We start from the raw sequence: 15347 nt of genomic DNA on the forward strand, positions 1-15347 counted from the left end.
TTCCAATGCCATCGCGGTCACCTATTTACTCTCTTCGAACGGTCACTCAGATTATCCGGATTTCTCGTTTCTGATTTCGCCTTTCTTCGGTTCATCCGGATATGGGTTGCCGTGATCCCGAAGCGATGAGCGGACCAGTGGAGGATGCCGGAGATGCGAGATGAGCCGGCGGCGAGGGACGGCGTTTCCTCGATCGCAAACCTGCGGCAGGCGAGCCGTCTCCTCTCGCGTAGGCTGGTCGTGGTCGGGGTCCTCGTGACCCTCTGCCTCATCGGGGGCGCGACGTTCGTCATCACGGAGATGCGGGCGAAGCAGCTTCTCGAGACCCGCCGGGAACTGCTCACACTGAACACCGTCCTCGCAGAGGAGACGGCGCGGGCGATGCAGAGCGTCGACCTCGTTCTGCGCAACGTCATCGAGTCCTTCACGGGCGATGAGCCCCTGACGAGCGAGAGCTTCTTGGTTCTTGCGACCGGCCGACAGACCCACGACAGCCTCAAGGCCAAGACCGCCGGCATCCCCCAGCTCGACGCCGTGACCGTCGTCGGAGCCGATGGGCGCCTCCTCAACTTCTCGCGCTACTTCCCTATCCCTGACATCGACCTGTCGGACCGGGACTACTTCGCGCGGCTGCGTGACAACGCGGTGATCGAGCCGTTCGTGACCGAGCCGGTTCAGAACCGGGGGACCGGAACCTGGACCATCTATCTGTCGCGGCGCCTCGTCGGAGCGGATGGGCGCTTCCTCGGGCTGGTGATGGGCGCGATCGATCTGAACTATTTCGACAGCTTCTACCGCTCGCTCAAGCTCGGCGGCCAATCCGCCATCAGCCTGTGGCGCCAGGATGGAACCCTGCTGACCCGCGAGCCGGCGATCGCCGGAGGCGGACGGCAGTTCAAGATCGAGGCCTTCGCGCCCGAAATCATGGCGCAGCAGGGCGGCTACTACGAGATTTCGGATGCCATCGACGGCGCCGCTCGCCTCGTCGCGACCCGCGCCATCACCGGCTATCCCATGGTGATCAACGTCACTCGCACCCGTGACGAGGTGCTCAAGGACTGGACCCGGGAGGCCTTCTTCGGCGTCGGCGCCACGGCCCTGTGCATCATCGCGATCCTCCTGATCCTATGGACCCTGGGCCGCCAGTCCCGCGCCAACATCGTCCAGGCGGAGGCGCATCTCGCGCGCGAGGAGGCCGTGCGCGCCCGCGAGGCCGCAGAGGCGCAGCTGCGCCAATCGCAGAAGATGGAGGCGATCGGCCAGCTCACCGGCGGGATCGCCCACGACTTCAACAACCTCCTGAACGTCGTGATGGCCAATCTCGAATGGATCGAGCGGCAGCTCCACAACGACCCCAAACTGCTGGGCCGCGTGCGCGACGCGATTTCCGGGGCCGAGAGAGCAGCCGAGACGACCCACATGCTGCTTGCCTTCGCGAGGCAGCAGGCTCCGTCTGCGATCACAACCGACGTGAACCGGCTGATCCAGACCTTCGCGAGACTGCTGCGCACCACCTTGGGCGGTCAGATCACGCTGACCCTCGATCTCGCGCCGGATCTGCCATCCCTGCTCGTCGACACCAACCAGTTGGAGAACGCCCTGCTCAACCTCGCGGTCAATGCCCGCGACGCGATGCCGAAGGGCGGCTCGCTCACGATCGCCACGCGCGTGAGCGCCGCCGAAGCGAGCGGAAACGAGCCGAGGATCGTCATCGACGTCACGGATACCGGGCCGGGCATGCCGCCCGAAGTCGCGGCTCAGGCCTTCGATGCGTTCTTCACCACGAAGGAGGTCGGAAAAGGCACGGGGCTCGGCTTGAACCAGGTCCTTCGTTTCGTCAGGACCTGCGAGGGTGAGGCGACCATCGCCAGCCGCGAGGGAGAAGGGACGACGATCAGGCTCGTCCTCCCAACGGGAAAGCCAGCGCCATCTTCGCGCATGGCTGCATGATCGTCGATCCCGCGCCCGCCGAGGCGCTCAGAGCAGAACCGCCGGCTTGACCCCAGCGCGGCGCAGCCAGACCGCAGCCGCCACGGCCAGGGGCTCGAGCGGCAGCAAGACGGGACCGTGGCGTCGGCCCCACAGGCTGAGGCCGGTGAAGCCGACCTCCCGGATCTCGAGCCAGGCGCCGAACGGGAAGGCCGCATCCGTGCCCTCTCCGGGGCCGTAGCAATCCTCGAAGGCCAGGGGGTCGATCATGATCTCGCCGTACTGGGCCAGATGTTCGGTCATCGAGACCTTGGAGCGGAACAGCATCCGGTCGCGATGGAAAGACGAGAAGCATGGCTCGTACTCGGTCAGCGTCACCCAGAGCTTGCCGCCGATGCGCAGGTAAGGCGGGTTGGAACCGCCATCGCCGAAATTCGCGGCGCTCCAGCCGGCATCCGACATCAGGGATTCGGCGAGGGTGACCGGCTCGCCGACGACCGATCGATCTCCGGGTCCGTCGAGGCCATACCCCTGAAGGGCTGCCGAACCGGTCCGAGTGCCCGGATCGAGAACCGCGCCTGCGTCGATGTCCTGTCCCGGAGAGTCCATGGGGCGCTCCTGATACGGTCCCCGCGCCCTGTGCGGCGGGCCAGTATCAGACAATTTTCGAGACTTGGCGAGCCCAGCTCGGAAATGGCGTAGCCAGAACCGTCTGGAGGGCAATAGCCAGGCCTCCAGACGGTCCGCGTTCCAACCTTGATCAGTCCTCGTCTTCGTCCTGAGCGTTGCGCATGCCCTTGAGCTTGGCAAAGACCGAATCCGCGTTGAGCCGCTCGTCGCGTTCGTTGCGATGATGGTCGCCCTCGTCCTCAGGCTCCGGCGCCGTCGAGATCTCGGTAGGCAGGAGGCTGGCGCCCACATCCGCCGGCATGGTGGCCGGACGGTCCTTGGCCGCGCGCTGCACCTCGAAGTCGAGGTCGATCTGCGTGCAGAGGCCGAGCGTCACCGGGTCCATCGGCTGGAGCGCGCTGGAATTCCAATGGGTGCGATCCCGGATCTGCTGGATCGTCGACTTGGTGGTGCCGACGAGCCGGATGATCTGCGCATCCTTGAGTTCGGGATGGTTGCGCAGCAGCCAGAGGATGGCGTTCGGCCGATCCTGGCGGCGCGAGAGCGGCGTGTAGCGCGGGCCCTTGGTGGTGCGCTTGACCTCAGGCAGCTTCACCTTGGAGACCGCGACCTTGAGCTTGTAGTCCGGGCTCTTCTGCGCCTTCTCGATCTCGTCGCGGGTGAGCTGGCCGGTGGTGATCGGATCGAGGCCCTTGATACCCGCCGCGACCTCGCCGTCGGCGATGCCCTTCACTTCAAGCGGGTGCAGCTTGCAGAAATCGGCGATCTGCTCGAAGGCGAGCGACGTGTTCTCGACCAGCCAGACGGCGGTCGCCTTGGGCATCAGCGGACCCTGGGACATCGGGCAACTCCAACGAGGTTCGCGCGGACGGGCGCTCGCGCCGTGAAACAGGGCGGCGTTCGCTCCGGCCATCCTGGCCGGCAGCATCCCGTCTCAACGCTGCAATAGGGAAGCGCCCCTATACAGGCTGGCACGGGCCCGATGCAATTCCGTTTCGTCCTGCTGACTTCGACTTGAACCAACAAACGGGGCCGGTTCCGTAGCGTCAGAGCCTTCGCCCGGTCTCGGGTCGGCGTGTCGGGGCGATCGGAGCGGCTCGCCCCGAAGACGTGGTGGTCAGGCGAACAGACTCGACACGCTCGATTCCGTCGCCGTCCGGCCGATCGCCTCGCCGAGCAGCGGCGCGATCGCCACCACGCGGATGTTGCGGGCGAGCTTCACGGCCTGCGTCGGCTGGATCGAGTCGGTGATGACGAGTTCCTTCATCCGCGAGGCCGCGATCCGCGAGACCGCGCCGCCGGAGAGAACCCCATGGGTAATGTAGGCGGAGACATCCTTGGCACCGGCATTCAGGAGCGCCTCGGCCGCATTCACCAGGGTGCCGCCGGAATCCACGATGTCGTCGACGAGGATGCAGGAGCGGCCCTCGACCTCGCCGATGATGTTCATCACCTCGGACTCGCCGGGGCGTTCCCGGCGCTTGTCGACGATGGCGAGCGTCGCGTCGATGCGCTTGGCGATGGCGCGGGCGCGGACCACGCCGCCGACATCGGGCGAGACCACCATCCAGGCTGTCGGGTCGAGCCGCTCCTTGATGTCGCGCACCATCACGGGGGCGGCGAAGAGGTTGTCGGTGGGGATGTCGAAGAAGCCCTGGATCTGTCCGGCATGGAGGTCGAGGGTCATCACCCTGTCGGCGCCGGCCTCCGTGATGAGGTTGGCGACGAGCTTGGCCGAGATCGGGGTACGGCCCGAGGTGCGCCGATCCTGCCGGGCGTAACCGAAATATGGGATCACGGCCGTGATGCGCCGGGCCGAGGAGCGCCTGGCTGCATCGATCATGATGAGCAGTTCCATCAGGTGATCGTTGGCGGGGTAGGAGGTGGATTGGACGATGAACACGTCCTCGCCGCGCACGTTTTCCTGCAGCTCGACGAAGATCTCCATGTCGGCGAAGCGCCGGACCATGCACTTGGCAAGCGGGATCTCGAGATAGGCGGCGATCGCCTCGGCGAGCGGGCGGCTCGCATTCCCGGCGATGATCTTGATCGAGGATTTCATGCCGGGGCTTCCTACCAGTGTCCTCACCCCGGCGGGCGTGGACGGCGCCCGACGGTCCACCAGATCCGTTGCTCGAACCGGTTTGCGGGCCGACCGACGCGGCCCGTCACCCTGTCCGGCGACGCCCGCGCTCATATCAGCGGCCAGGGGGCGTCACAATGCCTTCACGAAGGGCATTGACCGAAGTGGAATGGGTGTTGCCCACAGGTCAAGGCGCCAGCAGGCGATGAAGATGCACGATGACGTAGCGCGTCTGTGCACTGTCGACCGTCGCCTGCGCCTTGGCCTTCCAGGCCGCCTGTGCCGAGGCATAGTCGGAAAAGATGCCGACGATGTCGAGGTTCTTCGGGTCCTTGAAGTCGACCCCGTCGAGATCTTCCAGCTCGCCGCCGAAGACGAGATGCAATTTCTGGCCGCTATCGATCGTGGTGGTCATCGCCTCTCCTTCGTGGCTGTCGGCCGCCCGCGAGCGGTCGCGCCCTTAGAGCACGTCCGCCGTACCGAGCGTGAGCGTGGCGGCAGCGGTGGTCCCATGCGCCGGCTGCTCTCTTTCCGTCAACCACCCGCTCGGAAAGCATGGTCCGCGCCAGGGGCTGAGGGGAAATCAGAAAAGCGAACCCTGGGGCGCCACGGGCTTGAGCTGCCGCTTCGTCCGGCTGCGCGCTGGCGTTTCGCCCGCCCGACCCTCCGTGACGGCCCCGACGGTGCCGTCGGCGAATTCCAGGGTGAAGCTCTGCGCCGGTCCGAGGCCGCCGGCCTGCCGCACCGGGTCGCCGGTCGCATCGCGCACCAGGGCGAAGCCGCGTGCGAGCACGGCCCGGTAGCTCAGGGAGCCGAGAAGCCCTCCAAGGGCCCCCAGTCGGTCGCGGCGACGCTCGCCGAGACGCGTGGCCGCGGCGTTCAGGCGACCACCCAAGGCCTCCAGGCGGTCGCCGTCGTGCACGAGCCCGGCCCGCGCTCGGCCGAGATGCGTCTCGCGGGCCAGAACGAGCCGTCCGCCGAAATGCGACAGGGCCTCGCGCTTGCGGTAGGTGGAATAGCGCAGGGCGTCGCGGGGCTTGTCGGCGACGAGCCTCAGTCGTCCGCGCGCCAGGGCCAGGGCCAGGGCCGGCGGATGGCGCCCGATCCGCTCGATGAGCCGAGCGAAGCGGGCGCGATGGCCGCGGGCATTGCCGGCGAGCGCCGGCATCAGCCGGGCCTCGGCGAGATCCAGCCGCTGGCGCTTGGCACCGAGCACCGCTTCCGGCCCTGGTAGGGCTCTGACGAGGGCGCGCAGCTCGCGTGCCTCGCGCGCGAGCCGCCGCTCGATCGACTCGTTCTGGCGGGTGCCGAGGTCGCGGATTTCTGCGACGAGGTCTGCGCGAACCGGAACCGCCATCTCCGCTGCTCCCGTGGGAGTCGGCGCGCGGCGGTCGGAGACGAAGTCGATCAGCGTCGTGTCAGTCTCGTGGCCCACAGCCGAGATCAACGGGATGGTGCAGTCGGAAGCGGCCCGCACGACCGCCTCTTCGTTGAAGGCCCAGAGGTCCTCGATCGAGCCGCCGCCGCGGGCGACGATGAGCACGTCGGGCCGCGGGATCCGCCCGCCTCTTTCGATCGCGTCGAAGCCCCGGATGGCCGCGGCGATCTCCTCGGCTGCCCCCTCCCCCTGCACCCGCACCGGCCAGACCAGGACCGGCCGCGGGAATCGGTCTGCGAGACGATGCAGGATGTCGCGGATGACCGCACCTGTGGGGGAGGTCACGACCCCGACGACGCCCGGCAGGTAGGGAATCGCCCGCTTGCGCTCCGGTGCGAAAAGCCCTTCCGCCGCCAGCATCCGCTTGCGCTCGTCGAGCAGCGCCATCCAGGCGCCGATGCCGGCCGGCTCCAGGGTCTCGACGACGATCTGGTAGGAGGACTTGCCGGCGAAGGTCGTGATCTTGCCCGTAGCGACGACCTCCAGACCCTCCTTCGGCTTCTGCCGCAGGCGGTTGAAGGTCCCCTTCCAGACCACGGCATCGATCCGCGCGTTGCCGTCCTTCAGGGAGAAATAGGCGTGACCGGAGCCGTGCTGGCCGCGATAGCCCGAAATCTCGCCGCGCAGGCGCACGAACCCGAACGCGCCCTCGAGCGTGCGCTTCAGAGCGGAGGCAAGGTCTCCCACCGACCATTCGGGGGTATTGGTCTGGGCCTGGGAGGCCTGAAGGGATGCTGGAGACGGGACGGGTGACATGGCACGGACGCTAGGGCCGGCGGGTGGCCTGCGTAAAGGGGAAGCTCCGGCGTTCGAGCCTCAGAACGAGAGCGCCAGGATCACGGCCGCCGACACGATGGGCGCGAAACCGATGGCCACGGCCCAGGGCCAGACCACCCTCGTGGTCATCCAGCGGTTGTCATTGGCCGCCCGTGGCGGGGGCGTCCAATCGATCAAGCAGTGCGACAGCCTGAACCCGCCGCCTTTTCGCGGCACCGTCGAGTTCGGGAGTGGACTGCGACATCCTGGCATGACGCAGAGAAACTCGCATCCTGCCGTCATCGTTCCCGGCCCACATTCGAAGCCGAGCGAAATTTCCAGAGGACCGGCTCGGCGGATCACCAGAGCGAGAACTCGGTGGCAAAATCCGTCGTTTTCAGCCGCTGGCATACGGCCGCATCTGTGGCGCAGTCGGCCTTCGGGACCACCGCGATCTCGTCGCCCTGATCGCTGGCGAACCGAAGAGGTACGGGGGTCTCGTCGATCTTGCCGTAGGCGAGCCCGACCTTGAAGCGTATCGAATCGAACTTCGAGCGATCCGCATAGACGATGAGGTCTCGGGAGACGGCCTCACCGGGGTTTAGGTCGGAGGCCGGGGCCGGACCATCGGCGGCGCCTGCGAAGAGGACACCCTGGCGCAGGATGACTTCGCCGGGATCGGACAGGACGTAGTCGCGGGCTTCGTCGACTACACTGCGCTGCGCGAGATGCGTCGCCAGGGCGTCGGGCCGCTTCGGCTCGAAACGCGCTCGGATGCCGACGACGTTGTAGGTGAGTCCGAGCACGCGCACGCCGGTTTGGCCGACATTGGTCCGTGTGACGGTGGAGCGGATCGCGATTTTGTCGTCCTTTTCGCCGGCCTTGGTGAGGTTCGTCGTAACAGAGACGGCCGGCGGGGCGAGGCTCGGCTTGATCCTCGCCTCGTAGACGAAGGTGTAGACTGCCCAGGCGCCGGCCGCGACGATCGCGATCGTCTGAACGAGGCTGCTTGAGGTCGCACTGTCGATGCGTCGGCGTTGCGCGCCGGGCTCGCCCGGTTCTTCATCCTGCATGGGAGCCTGACGATCGATGCTGCCGGAGTTCTGGGTCTGGCGACCCCTTGGGAAATCGTGACCGAGTACGGACCGTTCCACGGATAACGGCCTTTCCATCCGCCGGCTTTTGGGCAAAACCCTCAAGCCCATGAGCCCTTCGCCCACCACCCTTTCGTCCATGGCCATCCTCCTCATCGGCTCCGGCGGGCGAGAGCACGCCCTCGCCTACGCCCTCGCCGGGAGCCCTTACTGCAGGTGCCTGTTCACGGCGCCGGGCAACCCCGGGACGGCAGCGTTCGGACGGAACAGGCCGGATCTCGACGTCGCCGACCATGCCGCCGTCACGGCCTTCTGCCGCCAGGAGGGTGTTGGCCTCGTGGTGATCGGCCCCGAGGTGCCGCTGGTGGCGGGACTCGTGGACGATCTCCGGGCCGCCGGGATCCGCGCCTTCGGACCGACGCGGGCCGCTGCGCAACTCGAAGGCTCGAAGGGCTTCACCAAGGACCTCTGCGCCGAATACGGCATTCCGACCGCTGCCTTCGCGCGGTTCCGCGAGGTCGAGCCGGCCCTTGCCTATCTGCGCGAACGCGGCGTCCCGATCGTGGTCAAGGCCGACGGGCTCGCCGCCGGCAAGGGCGTCGTCGTCGCCGACACGCTGCGCGAGGCCGAGGCTGCGGTTCGGACGATGCTGAGCGAGCCCGGCGCCGAGATCGTCGTCGAGGAATGCCTGTTCGGCGAGGAGGCGAGTTTCTTTGCCCTTTGCGACGGTACCAGGGCCGTTCCGATCGGGACGGCGCAGGACCATAAGCGGGTCTTCGACGGTGACCGCGGTCCCAATACGGGCGGCATGGGCGCCTATTCGCCCGCCACCGTCCTGACGCCGGAGATCGAGCGCACGGTGATGGAGACGATCATCGCGCCGACGCTTCAGGGCATGCGCGAGCGCGGCAACCCCTTCACCGGCATCCTCTATGCCGGCCTGATGCTCACTGCCGACGGTCCGAAGCTCATCGAGTACAACACGCGCTTCGGCGATCCCGAGGCGCAGGTGCTGATGCCGCGGCTGACGAGCGATCTCGTGCCGGCGCTCGTCGCCGCCTGCGACGGCGATGTCTCGGGCGTCGAGGTCGGCTTCGATCCCCATCGCGCGGCCCTCACCGTGGTGATGGCGGCGGCCGGGTATCCCGGCACGGTGGTGCGCGGCTCCGAGATCCGCGGCCTCGACAACGTGATCGATGACGAGGTCATCGTGTTCCTGGCCGGAACCCGAGCCGAGAACGGCCGGCTTCTCGCCGATGGCGGTCGCGTGCTCGCCGTCACTGCGCTCGGGGCGAGCATCCTGGAGGCGCAAGCACGGGCCTATGCCGCCATCAGCAGGATCGACTGGCCGGAGGGGTTCTGCCGTCGCGACATCGGCTACCGCGCCGTCGCCCGCGAAGTCGCGGGCGACGGAATCTGACGGACGGTCACGCCGCCTTCGTCAGGGGCTCCTGCGTTCCGAGCATCGCGGCGATCTCGGCGGCCGGCCGAGCCGCGCTGAACAGGAAGCCTTGCATCTCGCTGCAGCCTTCGGCCCGGATCACGGCGAGTTGCTCCTCGGTCTCGATGCCTTCAGCGAGGGTGCGGATCCCGAGGCTCTGACCGAGCCCGACGATGGCGCGGACGATGGCGAGAGCGTCCGCCTTGCGGGGTGCGTCCCGTACGAAGGACTGATCGATCTTGATCTTGTCGAAGGGGAACCGGCGCAGGTAGCTGATGCTGGAATAGCCGGTGCCGAAATCGTCCATCGAGATCCGGATTCCGGCGCGCTGCAGGCGATGAAGTGTCTCGTGGCTGGTGTCGCCCTCGTCGAGGAGCACGCTTTCGGTGATCTCGAGTTCGAGCCGATGGGGCGGGAGGCCGCTGGCGGCGAGTGACGCCATCACCGCCGATGCGAAGTCGGCGTGGCGCAGCTGAACGGCCGAGACGTTGACGGCGATGTTCGCCTCCCCCGGCCATCCCGCTGCGTCATGGCAGGCCTGATCGAGCACCCACTGGCCGAGCGGGACGATGAGGCCGCTCTCCTCGAGGACTGGGATGAACGCTCCTGGACTGACAAGGCCTCTGATCGGGTGACGCCAGCGTACCAGGGCTTCGAGCCCGATGATGCTTCGGCTCTCGATCTCGAGGATCGGCTGATAATGGACCTCGAACTGGCCGAGGCTGAACGCTGCGTCGATGTCGCGTTCCATGGTGCTGCGCTCGCGCGCGCTCGCATCCATCTCCTGCTCGAACAGGCGCAGGCTGCCGACGCCATCCGCTTTGGCGCTGTCCATGGCCAGTCCGGCATTCTTGAGGACATGATCGATCGCGCCATCGCGCTGGTCCCACAAGGCAATGCCGACGCTCACGCCGATCGTGACGGTCTCGTCCGCGACGACGAACGGCATCTGGAGGCTGGAGATCAGGCTCGGAGCGAAGGCCAACGCCTCGGCTTCGCTGGGGAAGAGCTGGATGACCGCGAACTCGTCGCCCCCGACCCGCGCGACCGTATCGATGCCGGTGGTCATCGAACGCAGCCGATGGGCAACGCTCCGAAGCAGGAGGTCTCCGATGGGTGCGCCGAGACCGTCGTTGACGAGTTTGAAGCGTCTGAGGCTCAACGCGAACACCGCCATCACGCCGCCCTGATGCCTCACTCCGTCGGCGAGGCGGCACGTGGTCTCATAAAGCGCGCTCCGGTTGGCAAGGTCGGTCAGGGCGTCATAGCGAGCAAGGTGGGCGATCCGCTCCTCGCTCTTCCTGCGCTCGGTGACATCCTCGAAGGTCGCGACCCAGCCGCCACCCGTCATGGGCCGATGCAGCACCGACACGGTTCGGCCGTCGGCGAGGACGCGCTGGGCGGCGATCGTTCCGCCGGACTGGATGGACGTCTGCGCATTCGCCTGCAACCGCTCGACGGTCTCCTCAAGGGCGTAGGTATTGCGAGCGAACAATTGCTCGATGAGCTCGACCTGCGTCATCCCGACCCGCAGGGCAGCCGCCGGAATCCCGAAGATCTCGCAATAGCGGCTGTTGAAGACCATCAGCCGCTGCTCGTGGTCGAACATGCACAGGCCCTGGCTCATGTTCTCGAGCGCGGCGTCGAAGAGACGGTTCTGCTCGATCAGCCGTGCCTGTGCGCTTCGCGCTCGGTTCGCGGCCGCATTGGGCTCGACCGCGATGCCGACACCGCGGAAGCCGAGCCATGTTCCATCGTCCGCCAGGCGCGGCTCGCCGCTGATCCGGATCCAGCGCGTACCGGCCAGGCCCTCGCTCCATGGCGCGAAGACGTCGCGAAACGACCGCCGGGCGGCGCAAGCCTGGCGGTACTCGCTCCAGGCTTGCGTGTCCGATATGTCGCCGAAGGCGAGGCCGAGGAGTTCTGCGGCAGGGTAGCCCAGCGCAGCCTCGGCCTTCGGCGACACATAGGTCAGCCGGAGATCCGCGCCGGTTTCCCAGAACCAGTCGGCCGCAATGCTTGGTGAATCGTCGGAGGTTCTGGGTGGCATGTTGGATCTCGGGGCGCAGCCACCTTCGACCCAACTATGTTAAAAATCCGCTATGGTGAAGCTGACTGCCGAATTTTGATGCGAGGTTTCCCTGACCGAGTAATGAATTGTTCCCCCTGCGAGAGGACCAATGATGCCTCGAACCGCACGTATTATTGAATTCATTGTGCAGGCTGGCCGCGCTGCCAGATCTGTCCATGATAGACGAAGACATCCGGGCGGCTCGCGAGGGCGGAGAGGCCCGTCAGTGCCGGATCCTTCAGCGCGATGACGCTGGTGGCGATCTCCCGCATCTGACCAGCGAACGGAGCCTTGGCTTCGAAGGCTTTGCGGAAGCCGCCTCGCTCCAGCACTGGGACGATCCGCGGCGCGATCCCGCCGCCGATGTAGACGCCGCCGGTGGCGAGGAAGGTCAGCGCAAGGTCGCCACAGACCCGGCCGAGGAGCTTGGCGAACAATGACAGCGCCTCGACGGCGTCCGGGTCGGTTTCGTTCAGTCCCAGTTCGGTGACGAGGGCGGGATCGGCGGGTGCCTCGCTTCGGCCGGTCCTGACTTGGCGCAGGGCCGCATGAAGACGCGCGAGACCGGGTCCCGAGAGCAGCGTCTCGACTGTGACACGCCCCTCCACGCGCTGCAGCGCCGGCCAGACGGCGAGATCGTCATCGTCGGCGGGGCCGAGGTCGGTATGCCCTGCTTCCGTCGAGACGATGGCGAGGCGGTCGGCATAGGGGACCAGGGCCGCGGCGCCGAACCCCGTGCCGGGGCCGAGCACGAGCCGCGTTCCCGCTGCCGTATCGAGACGCGGCCCGATGACCGTGAGGGCATCCGGCGCGATGCTCGCCGCGCCGGCGGCGACCGGGACGTAATCGTTCACCACCACCGCCCGCGACAACCCGAAATCCTCGCCGATCCTTTCGCCTGCGATGACCCAGGAGGCATTGGTGAGGCGGACTTCCGGCCCGTCGACCCGCGCCGCCACCGCCAGGATGGCCGATCGCGGGCGCGGCCCCGACTCGCGGGACAGCGCGGCGCGGATCGCCGCGCTGGGGTCGGGATACGCCGCGGTCTCGAGATGGACGAGAAGTCGCGGCTGCGCGCCGGCCTCGGGGACGATGCCGAACCGGGCATTGGTGCCACCGATATCGCCGACGAGGACCGGGAATTCGAACATGGGCTCTCCTGGCGTGGTCTCCTGGCGTGGCAGTGACCGCCTTCGTGATTCAGGCCGCCGGCAGCGCGTCGGGATCGATCGTCGCCCCATCGGCCCAGCCGAGGAGCAAACTCCGCACCGCCGCCGGGTCGGCGAGGCGTCGCGTGGCGATGGTGTCGGCCGAGCCGATCCGGACACTCACCCCGCCATCCTCGTTCACTGTGGCGAAGGCACGCTCGTCGGTCAGGTCGTCGCCGAGGAAGATCGCCCGGCGCCCAGCATAGGGTTCCCGGGCTGAGAATGCACGGATCGCGGTTCCCTTCGTCGCCGAGGCTGGGACGATCTCGCCCACGGCCTTTCCGAGCTGCAGCCGGTATCCCGGACCGAGGTCGGTGGCCAATTCCTCGACGATCGTCTGCGCGCGCGCAGCGTCCGAGGGGGTCGCGAGGCGCCAATGCACGGCCACCGAGGCACCCTTGTCCTCGATCAGGACCGCTTCCAGAGGCTCCACAACTGCATGGAGGCCCGGGATGCGGGCGCGCAGGGCCGGATGATCCTCCGAACGCCCGCCGCTGACAGTGCCGCCGAATCGTCGCTCGACGCCATGCAGGCCTGCGACGTCGAAACGTTGTGGTGAGAGGAAGCCGTCGATGACGGTGATCGGCCGCCCGGTGACGATGGCGAGCGCCCCGCCGAGGCGCTCGCGCAGTCGCGCCAAGGCCGGAACCAACGCAGGGTCGACGCGGACCTGATCGGGCTTGGGCGCGATCTCGACGAGGGTGCCGTCGAAATCGAGGAACAGGGCGAACTCGGTCAAGGGCGGCGCTCCGGTCTGTCGCAAGCTGCGCTAGCATGCCCCGCGGCGACGGCAAACGGTTTCACCCACGAGGTGTCGCGCTATCTCCGACAGTGCCGCCATGGCGCCGAGGACGAGACCATGCACCCTGAACCCGATCCCATCGGCCCTAGCGAGGAGAGCGTCTGGAATTATCCTCGGCCTCCGCGATTGGAGCTCGTGACGCAGCGCCTGCGCGTCGTCCTCGACGGGCGGGACGTCGCCGCCACGATGGCGGGGTTCCGCGTGCTCGAGACGAGCCATCCGCCGACCTACTACTTCCCGCCCGCCGATCTTGCCGCGGACCTCCTTGGGCCACCGCGCAAGGCGGGGATCTGCGAGTGGAAGGGACGGGCCGTGCTGTTCGACCTCGATACCGGTTCTCGCAGAATAGAGGGGGCCGCCTGGGCCTATCCTGACCCGACACCGGGCTTCCTGGCGATCGCCGGCTACATCGCCTTCTATGCCGGCCCGATGGATGGATGCTTCGTGGGCGGCGTTCCCGTCCTGCCACAGCCCGGCGGGTTCTACGGCGGCTGGATCACGCCCTCCATTCGCGGGCCCTTCAAGGGTGGGCCGGGGACGATGGGATGGTGAGGTCGCGGCGTCTTGGTCAGCTGTGATGGGAACGCTAAAGCGGGGCTTTGGCGGATCGCGGAAATGAGAGCGGACACATGATCGAGATCGACCCGCAGGCCGTCGGCCTCTGCTCGGATCGGCTCGAACGGATCGATGGCTGGATGCTTGGCCTCGTCGATACGGGCAGGCTCGCTGGCCTCTCGGTGAGTATCGCTCGGCGCGGCAAGACGGCGTTCTTCCGCGCCCACGGACTTGCGGACGTCGCGCGCAAGAAGCCGTTCGCGGCCGACACCATCGTGCGCATCTACTCGATGACCAAGCCGCTGACCTCGGTGGCGGTGATGATGCTCTACGAGGAGGGCCGCTTCCAGCTCGACGACCCGGTCGCGCGCTTCCTTCCCGAATTCGCCGACATGCGGGTCCTCACCGGCGGGAGCCGCGCCAGGTACGACACCGAGCCCGCCTCGCGCGCCATCACGATCCGCGACCTCCTCACCCATACGTCCGGGCTGACCTACGGCTTCATGGAGGCGACCCTCGTCGACGCCCTCTACCGCCAGAACGGCGTCGATTTCGGCGAGAACCAGGAGGCGAGCCTCGCCGAGGTGGTGCGGCGGGCCGCAAACCAGCCGCTTCTTTCCCAGCCGGGTAAGGAATGGAACTACTCGGTCGCCACGGACGTCCTCGGCCACCTCGTCGCCGTGGTATCGGATCGCGATTTCGGCGATGTCCTGCGCGAGCGCGTGATCGCACCGCTCGGCATGGTCGATACCGACTTTCACGTGCCGGCCGACAAGCTGTCGCGGCTTGCCGCCACCTACAGCCTGTTCCGCGACAGGACCCTGAAACTCTACGACGACAGCGTCGAGACGCGGTTTGCGAAAGTACCGCCCCTGGCCTCCGGCGGAGGCGGCCTCGTCTCGACGGCCTCGGACTACCTGCGGTTCTGCCGGTTCCTGCTCGGTCGGGGCGAACTCGACGGCATGCGCCTCCTCGGGCGCAAGACCGTGGACCTGATGCTGATGAACCACCTGGGAGGCGATCTTGCCGCGATGGGTCAGCCGCGCTTCTCCGAGTCGTCCTATACGGGCATCGGCTTCGGCCTCGGATTCTCGATCATGCTCGACCCGGCCCGCGCCCAGATCGTCGGTACGCCGGGCGAGGCGGCCTGGGGTGGTCTTGCCAGCACCTCGTTCTGGATCGACCCGGCAGAGGACCTCTCGGTCGTCATGCTCGCGCAGCTCATCCCGTCCTCGGCTCTCCCGATCAGACGGGAGCTGCGGGTGCTGAGCTACTCGGCGCTGATTGACTGAGGAGCGAGAGGCGCCGCCGGACGATCCGAAGGCCATCTCGATCCTCTT

The 15347-nt window shown here is 67.4% G+C and carries 13 protein-coding genes; 4 read left to right on the forward strand and 9 right to left on the reverse strand.

Annotated elements, in window-relative coordinates:
- The first annotated feature begins 153 nt into the window (after nucleotides 1-153).
- Nucleotides 154-1950, forward strand: a complete 1797-nt coding sequence (locus K2Y56_RS09500; protein WP_292507134.1) for a hybrid sensor histidine kinase/response regulator — start codon at nucleotides 154-156, stop codon at nucleotides 1948-1950.
- A 27-nt stretch (nucleotides 1951-1977) separates the two neighbouring features.
- Here the strand turns inward: K2Y56_RS09500 and K2Y56_RS09505 are convergent, their stop codons facing one another.
- From K2Y56_RS09505 to K2Y56_RS09530, 6 genes are all read right to left on the reverse strand, one after another.
- Nucleotides 1978-2538, reverse strand: a complete 561-nt coding sequence (locus K2Y56_RS09505) for a hypothetical protein (protein ID WP_292507135.1) — start codon at nucleotides 2536-2538, stop codon at nucleotides 1978-1980.
- Nucleotides 2539-2689: 151 nt separating this feature from the next.
- A complete protein-coding gene (locus K2Y56_RS09510; protein ID WP_292507136.1) occupies nucleotides 2690-3400 on the reverse strand; it encodes a cell cycle transcriptional regulator TrcR in 711 nt (236 codons plus the stop codon).
- Nucleotides 3401-3676: 276 nt separating this feature from the next.
- The gene (locus K2Y56_RS09515; RefSeq protein ID WP_292507137.1) at nucleotides 3677-4621 is read right to left on the reverse strand and encodes a ribose-phosphate pyrophosphokinase; all 945 of its coding nucleotides are present in this window, start codon (nucleotides 4619-4621) and stop codon (nucleotides 3677-3679) included.
- Nucleotides 4622-4829: 208 nt separating this feature from the next.
- Entirely contained in the window at nucleotides 4830-5057 is a 228-nt protein-coding gene (locus K2Y56_RS09520) for a DUF4170 domain-containing protein (RefSeq protein ID WP_292507138.1), read from the reverse strand.
- 168 nt (nucleotides 5058-5225) lie between these two features.
- A complete protein-coding gene (gene xseA / locus K2Y56_RS09525) occupies nucleotides 5226-6836 on the reverse strand; it encodes an exodeoxyribonuclease VII large subunit (protein ID WP_292507139.1) in 1611 nt (536 codons plus the stop codon).
- Between the two features lie 359 nt (nucleotides 6837-7195).
- Nucleotides 7196-7909: a hypothetical protein gene (locus K2Y56_RS09530; protein ID WP_292507140.1), complete on the reverse strand. Its 714-nt coding sequence runs from the start codon at nucleotides 7907-7909 to the stop codon at nucleotides 7196-7198.
- A 160-nt stretch (nucleotides 7910-8069) separates the two neighbouring features.
- On the opposite strand from K2Y56_RS09530, the gene purD reads away from it, so the two are divergent.
- Entirely contained in the window at nucleotides 8070-9350 is a 1281-nt protein-coding gene (gene purD / locus K2Y56_RS09535) for a phosphoribosylamine--glycine ligase (RefSeq protein WP_292507269.1), read from the forward strand.
- Nucleotides 9351-9357: 7 nt separating this feature from the next.
- Here the strand turns inward: purD and K2Y56_RS09540 are convergent, their stop codons facing one another.
- The 3 genes from K2Y56_RS09540 to otsB form a co-directional block, all read right to left on the reverse strand.
- Nucleotides 9358-11421, reverse strand: a complete 2064-nt coding sequence (locus tag K2Y56_RS09540) for an EAL domain-containing protein (protein WP_292507141.1) — start codon at nucleotides 11419-11421, stop codon at nucleotides 9358-9360.
- Nucleotides 11422-11582: 161 nt separating this feature from the next.
- Entirely contained in the window at nucleotides 11583-12593 is a 1011-nt protein-coding gene (locus K2Y56_RS09545) for a glucokinase (protein WP_292507142.1), read from the reverse strand.
- A 49-nt stretch (nucleotides 12594-12642) separates the two neighbouring features.
- Nucleotides 12643-13389 carry a trehalose-phosphatase gene (gene otsB, locus K2Y56_RS09550; RefSeq protein ID WP_292507143.1) on the reverse strand — a complete coding sequence of 249 codons (747 nt, stop codon included), beginning with the start codon at nucleotides 13387-13389 and terminating at the stop codon, nucleotides 12643-12645.
- A 120-nt stretch (nucleotides 13390-13509) separates the two neighbouring features.
- Here otsB and K2Y56_RS09555 point away from each other — a divergent pair, with 120 nt between their 5' ends.
- Both K2Y56_RS09555 and K2Y56_RS09560 read left to right on the forward strand, forming a co-directional pair.
- Nucleotides 13510-14004 (forward strand): DUF427 domain-containing protein, encoded by a 495-nt coding sequence (locus K2Y56_RS09555; protein ID WP_292507144.1) that lies wholly within the window; start codon nucleotides 13510-13512, stop codon nucleotides 14002-14004.
- A 77-nt stretch (nucleotides 14005-14081) separates the two neighbouring features.
- On the forward strand, nucleotides 14082-15299 hold the full coding sequence (locus K2Y56_RS09560) for a serine hydrolase domain-containing protein (protein ID WP_292507145.1): 1218 nt from the start codon (nucleotides 14082-14084) through the stop codon (nucleotides 15297-15299).
- Nucleotides 15300-15347 lie beyond the last annotated feature (48 nt).

The sequence above is a fragment of the Methylobacterium sp. genome (genome assembly GCF_019745455.1).
Classification (GTDB): Bacteria; Pseudomonadota; Alphaproteobacteria; order Rhizobiales; family Beijerinckiaceae; genus Methylobacterium.

Bases quoted from the DNA above. Each gene is read 5' to 3' on its own strand.
- K2Y56_RS09500 (WP_292507134.1), top strand. From the start codon at position 154: ATGCGAGATGAGCCGGCGGCGAGGGACGGCGTTTCCTCGATCGCAAAC.
- K2Y56_RS09560 (WP_292507145.1), top strand. From the start codon at position 14,082: ATGATCGAGATCGACCCGCAGGCCGTCGGCCTCTGCTCGGATCGGCTC.
- K2Y56_RS09555 (WP_292507144.1), top strand. From the start codon at position 13,510: ATGCACCCTGAACCCGATCCCATCGGCCCTAGCGAGGAGAGCGTCTGG.
- K2Y56_RS09520 (WP_292507138.1), bottom strand. From the start codon at position 5,057: ATGACCACCACGATCGATAGCGGCCAGAAATTGCATCTCGTCTTCGGC.
- K2Y56_RS09540 (WP_292507141.1), bottom strand. From the start codon at position 11,421: ATGCCACCCAGAACCTCCGACGATTCACCAAGCATTGCGGCCGACTGG.
- K2Y56_RS09530 (WP_292507140.1), bottom strand. From the start codon at position 7,909: ATGCAGGATGAAGAACCGGGCGAGCCCGGCGCGCAACGCCGACGCATC.
- xseA (WP_292507139.1), bottom strand. From the start codon at position 6,836: ATGTCACCCGTCCCGTCTCCAGCATCCCTTCAGGCCTCCCAGGCCCAG.
- K2Y56_RS09510 (WP_292507136.1), bottom strand. From the start codon at position 3,400: ATGTCCCAGGGTCCGCTGATGCCCAAGGCGACCGCCGTCTGGCTGGTC.
- K2Y56_RS09515 (WP_292507137.1), bottom strand. From the start codon at position 4,621: ATGAAATCCTCGATCAAGATCATCGCCGGGAATGCGAGCCGCCCGCTC.
- K2Y56_RS09505 (WP_292507135.1), bottom strand. From the start codon at position 2,538: ATGGACTCTCCGGGACAGGACATCGACGCAGGCGCGGTTCTCGATCCG.
- purD (WP_292507269.1), top strand. From the start codon at position 8,070: ATGGCCATCCTCCTCATCGGCTCCGGCGGGCGAGAGCACGCCCTCGCC.
- K2Y56_RS09545 (WP_292507142.1), bottom strand. From the start codon at position 12,593: ATGTTCGAATTCCCGGTCCTCGTCGGCGATATCGGTGGCACCAATGCC.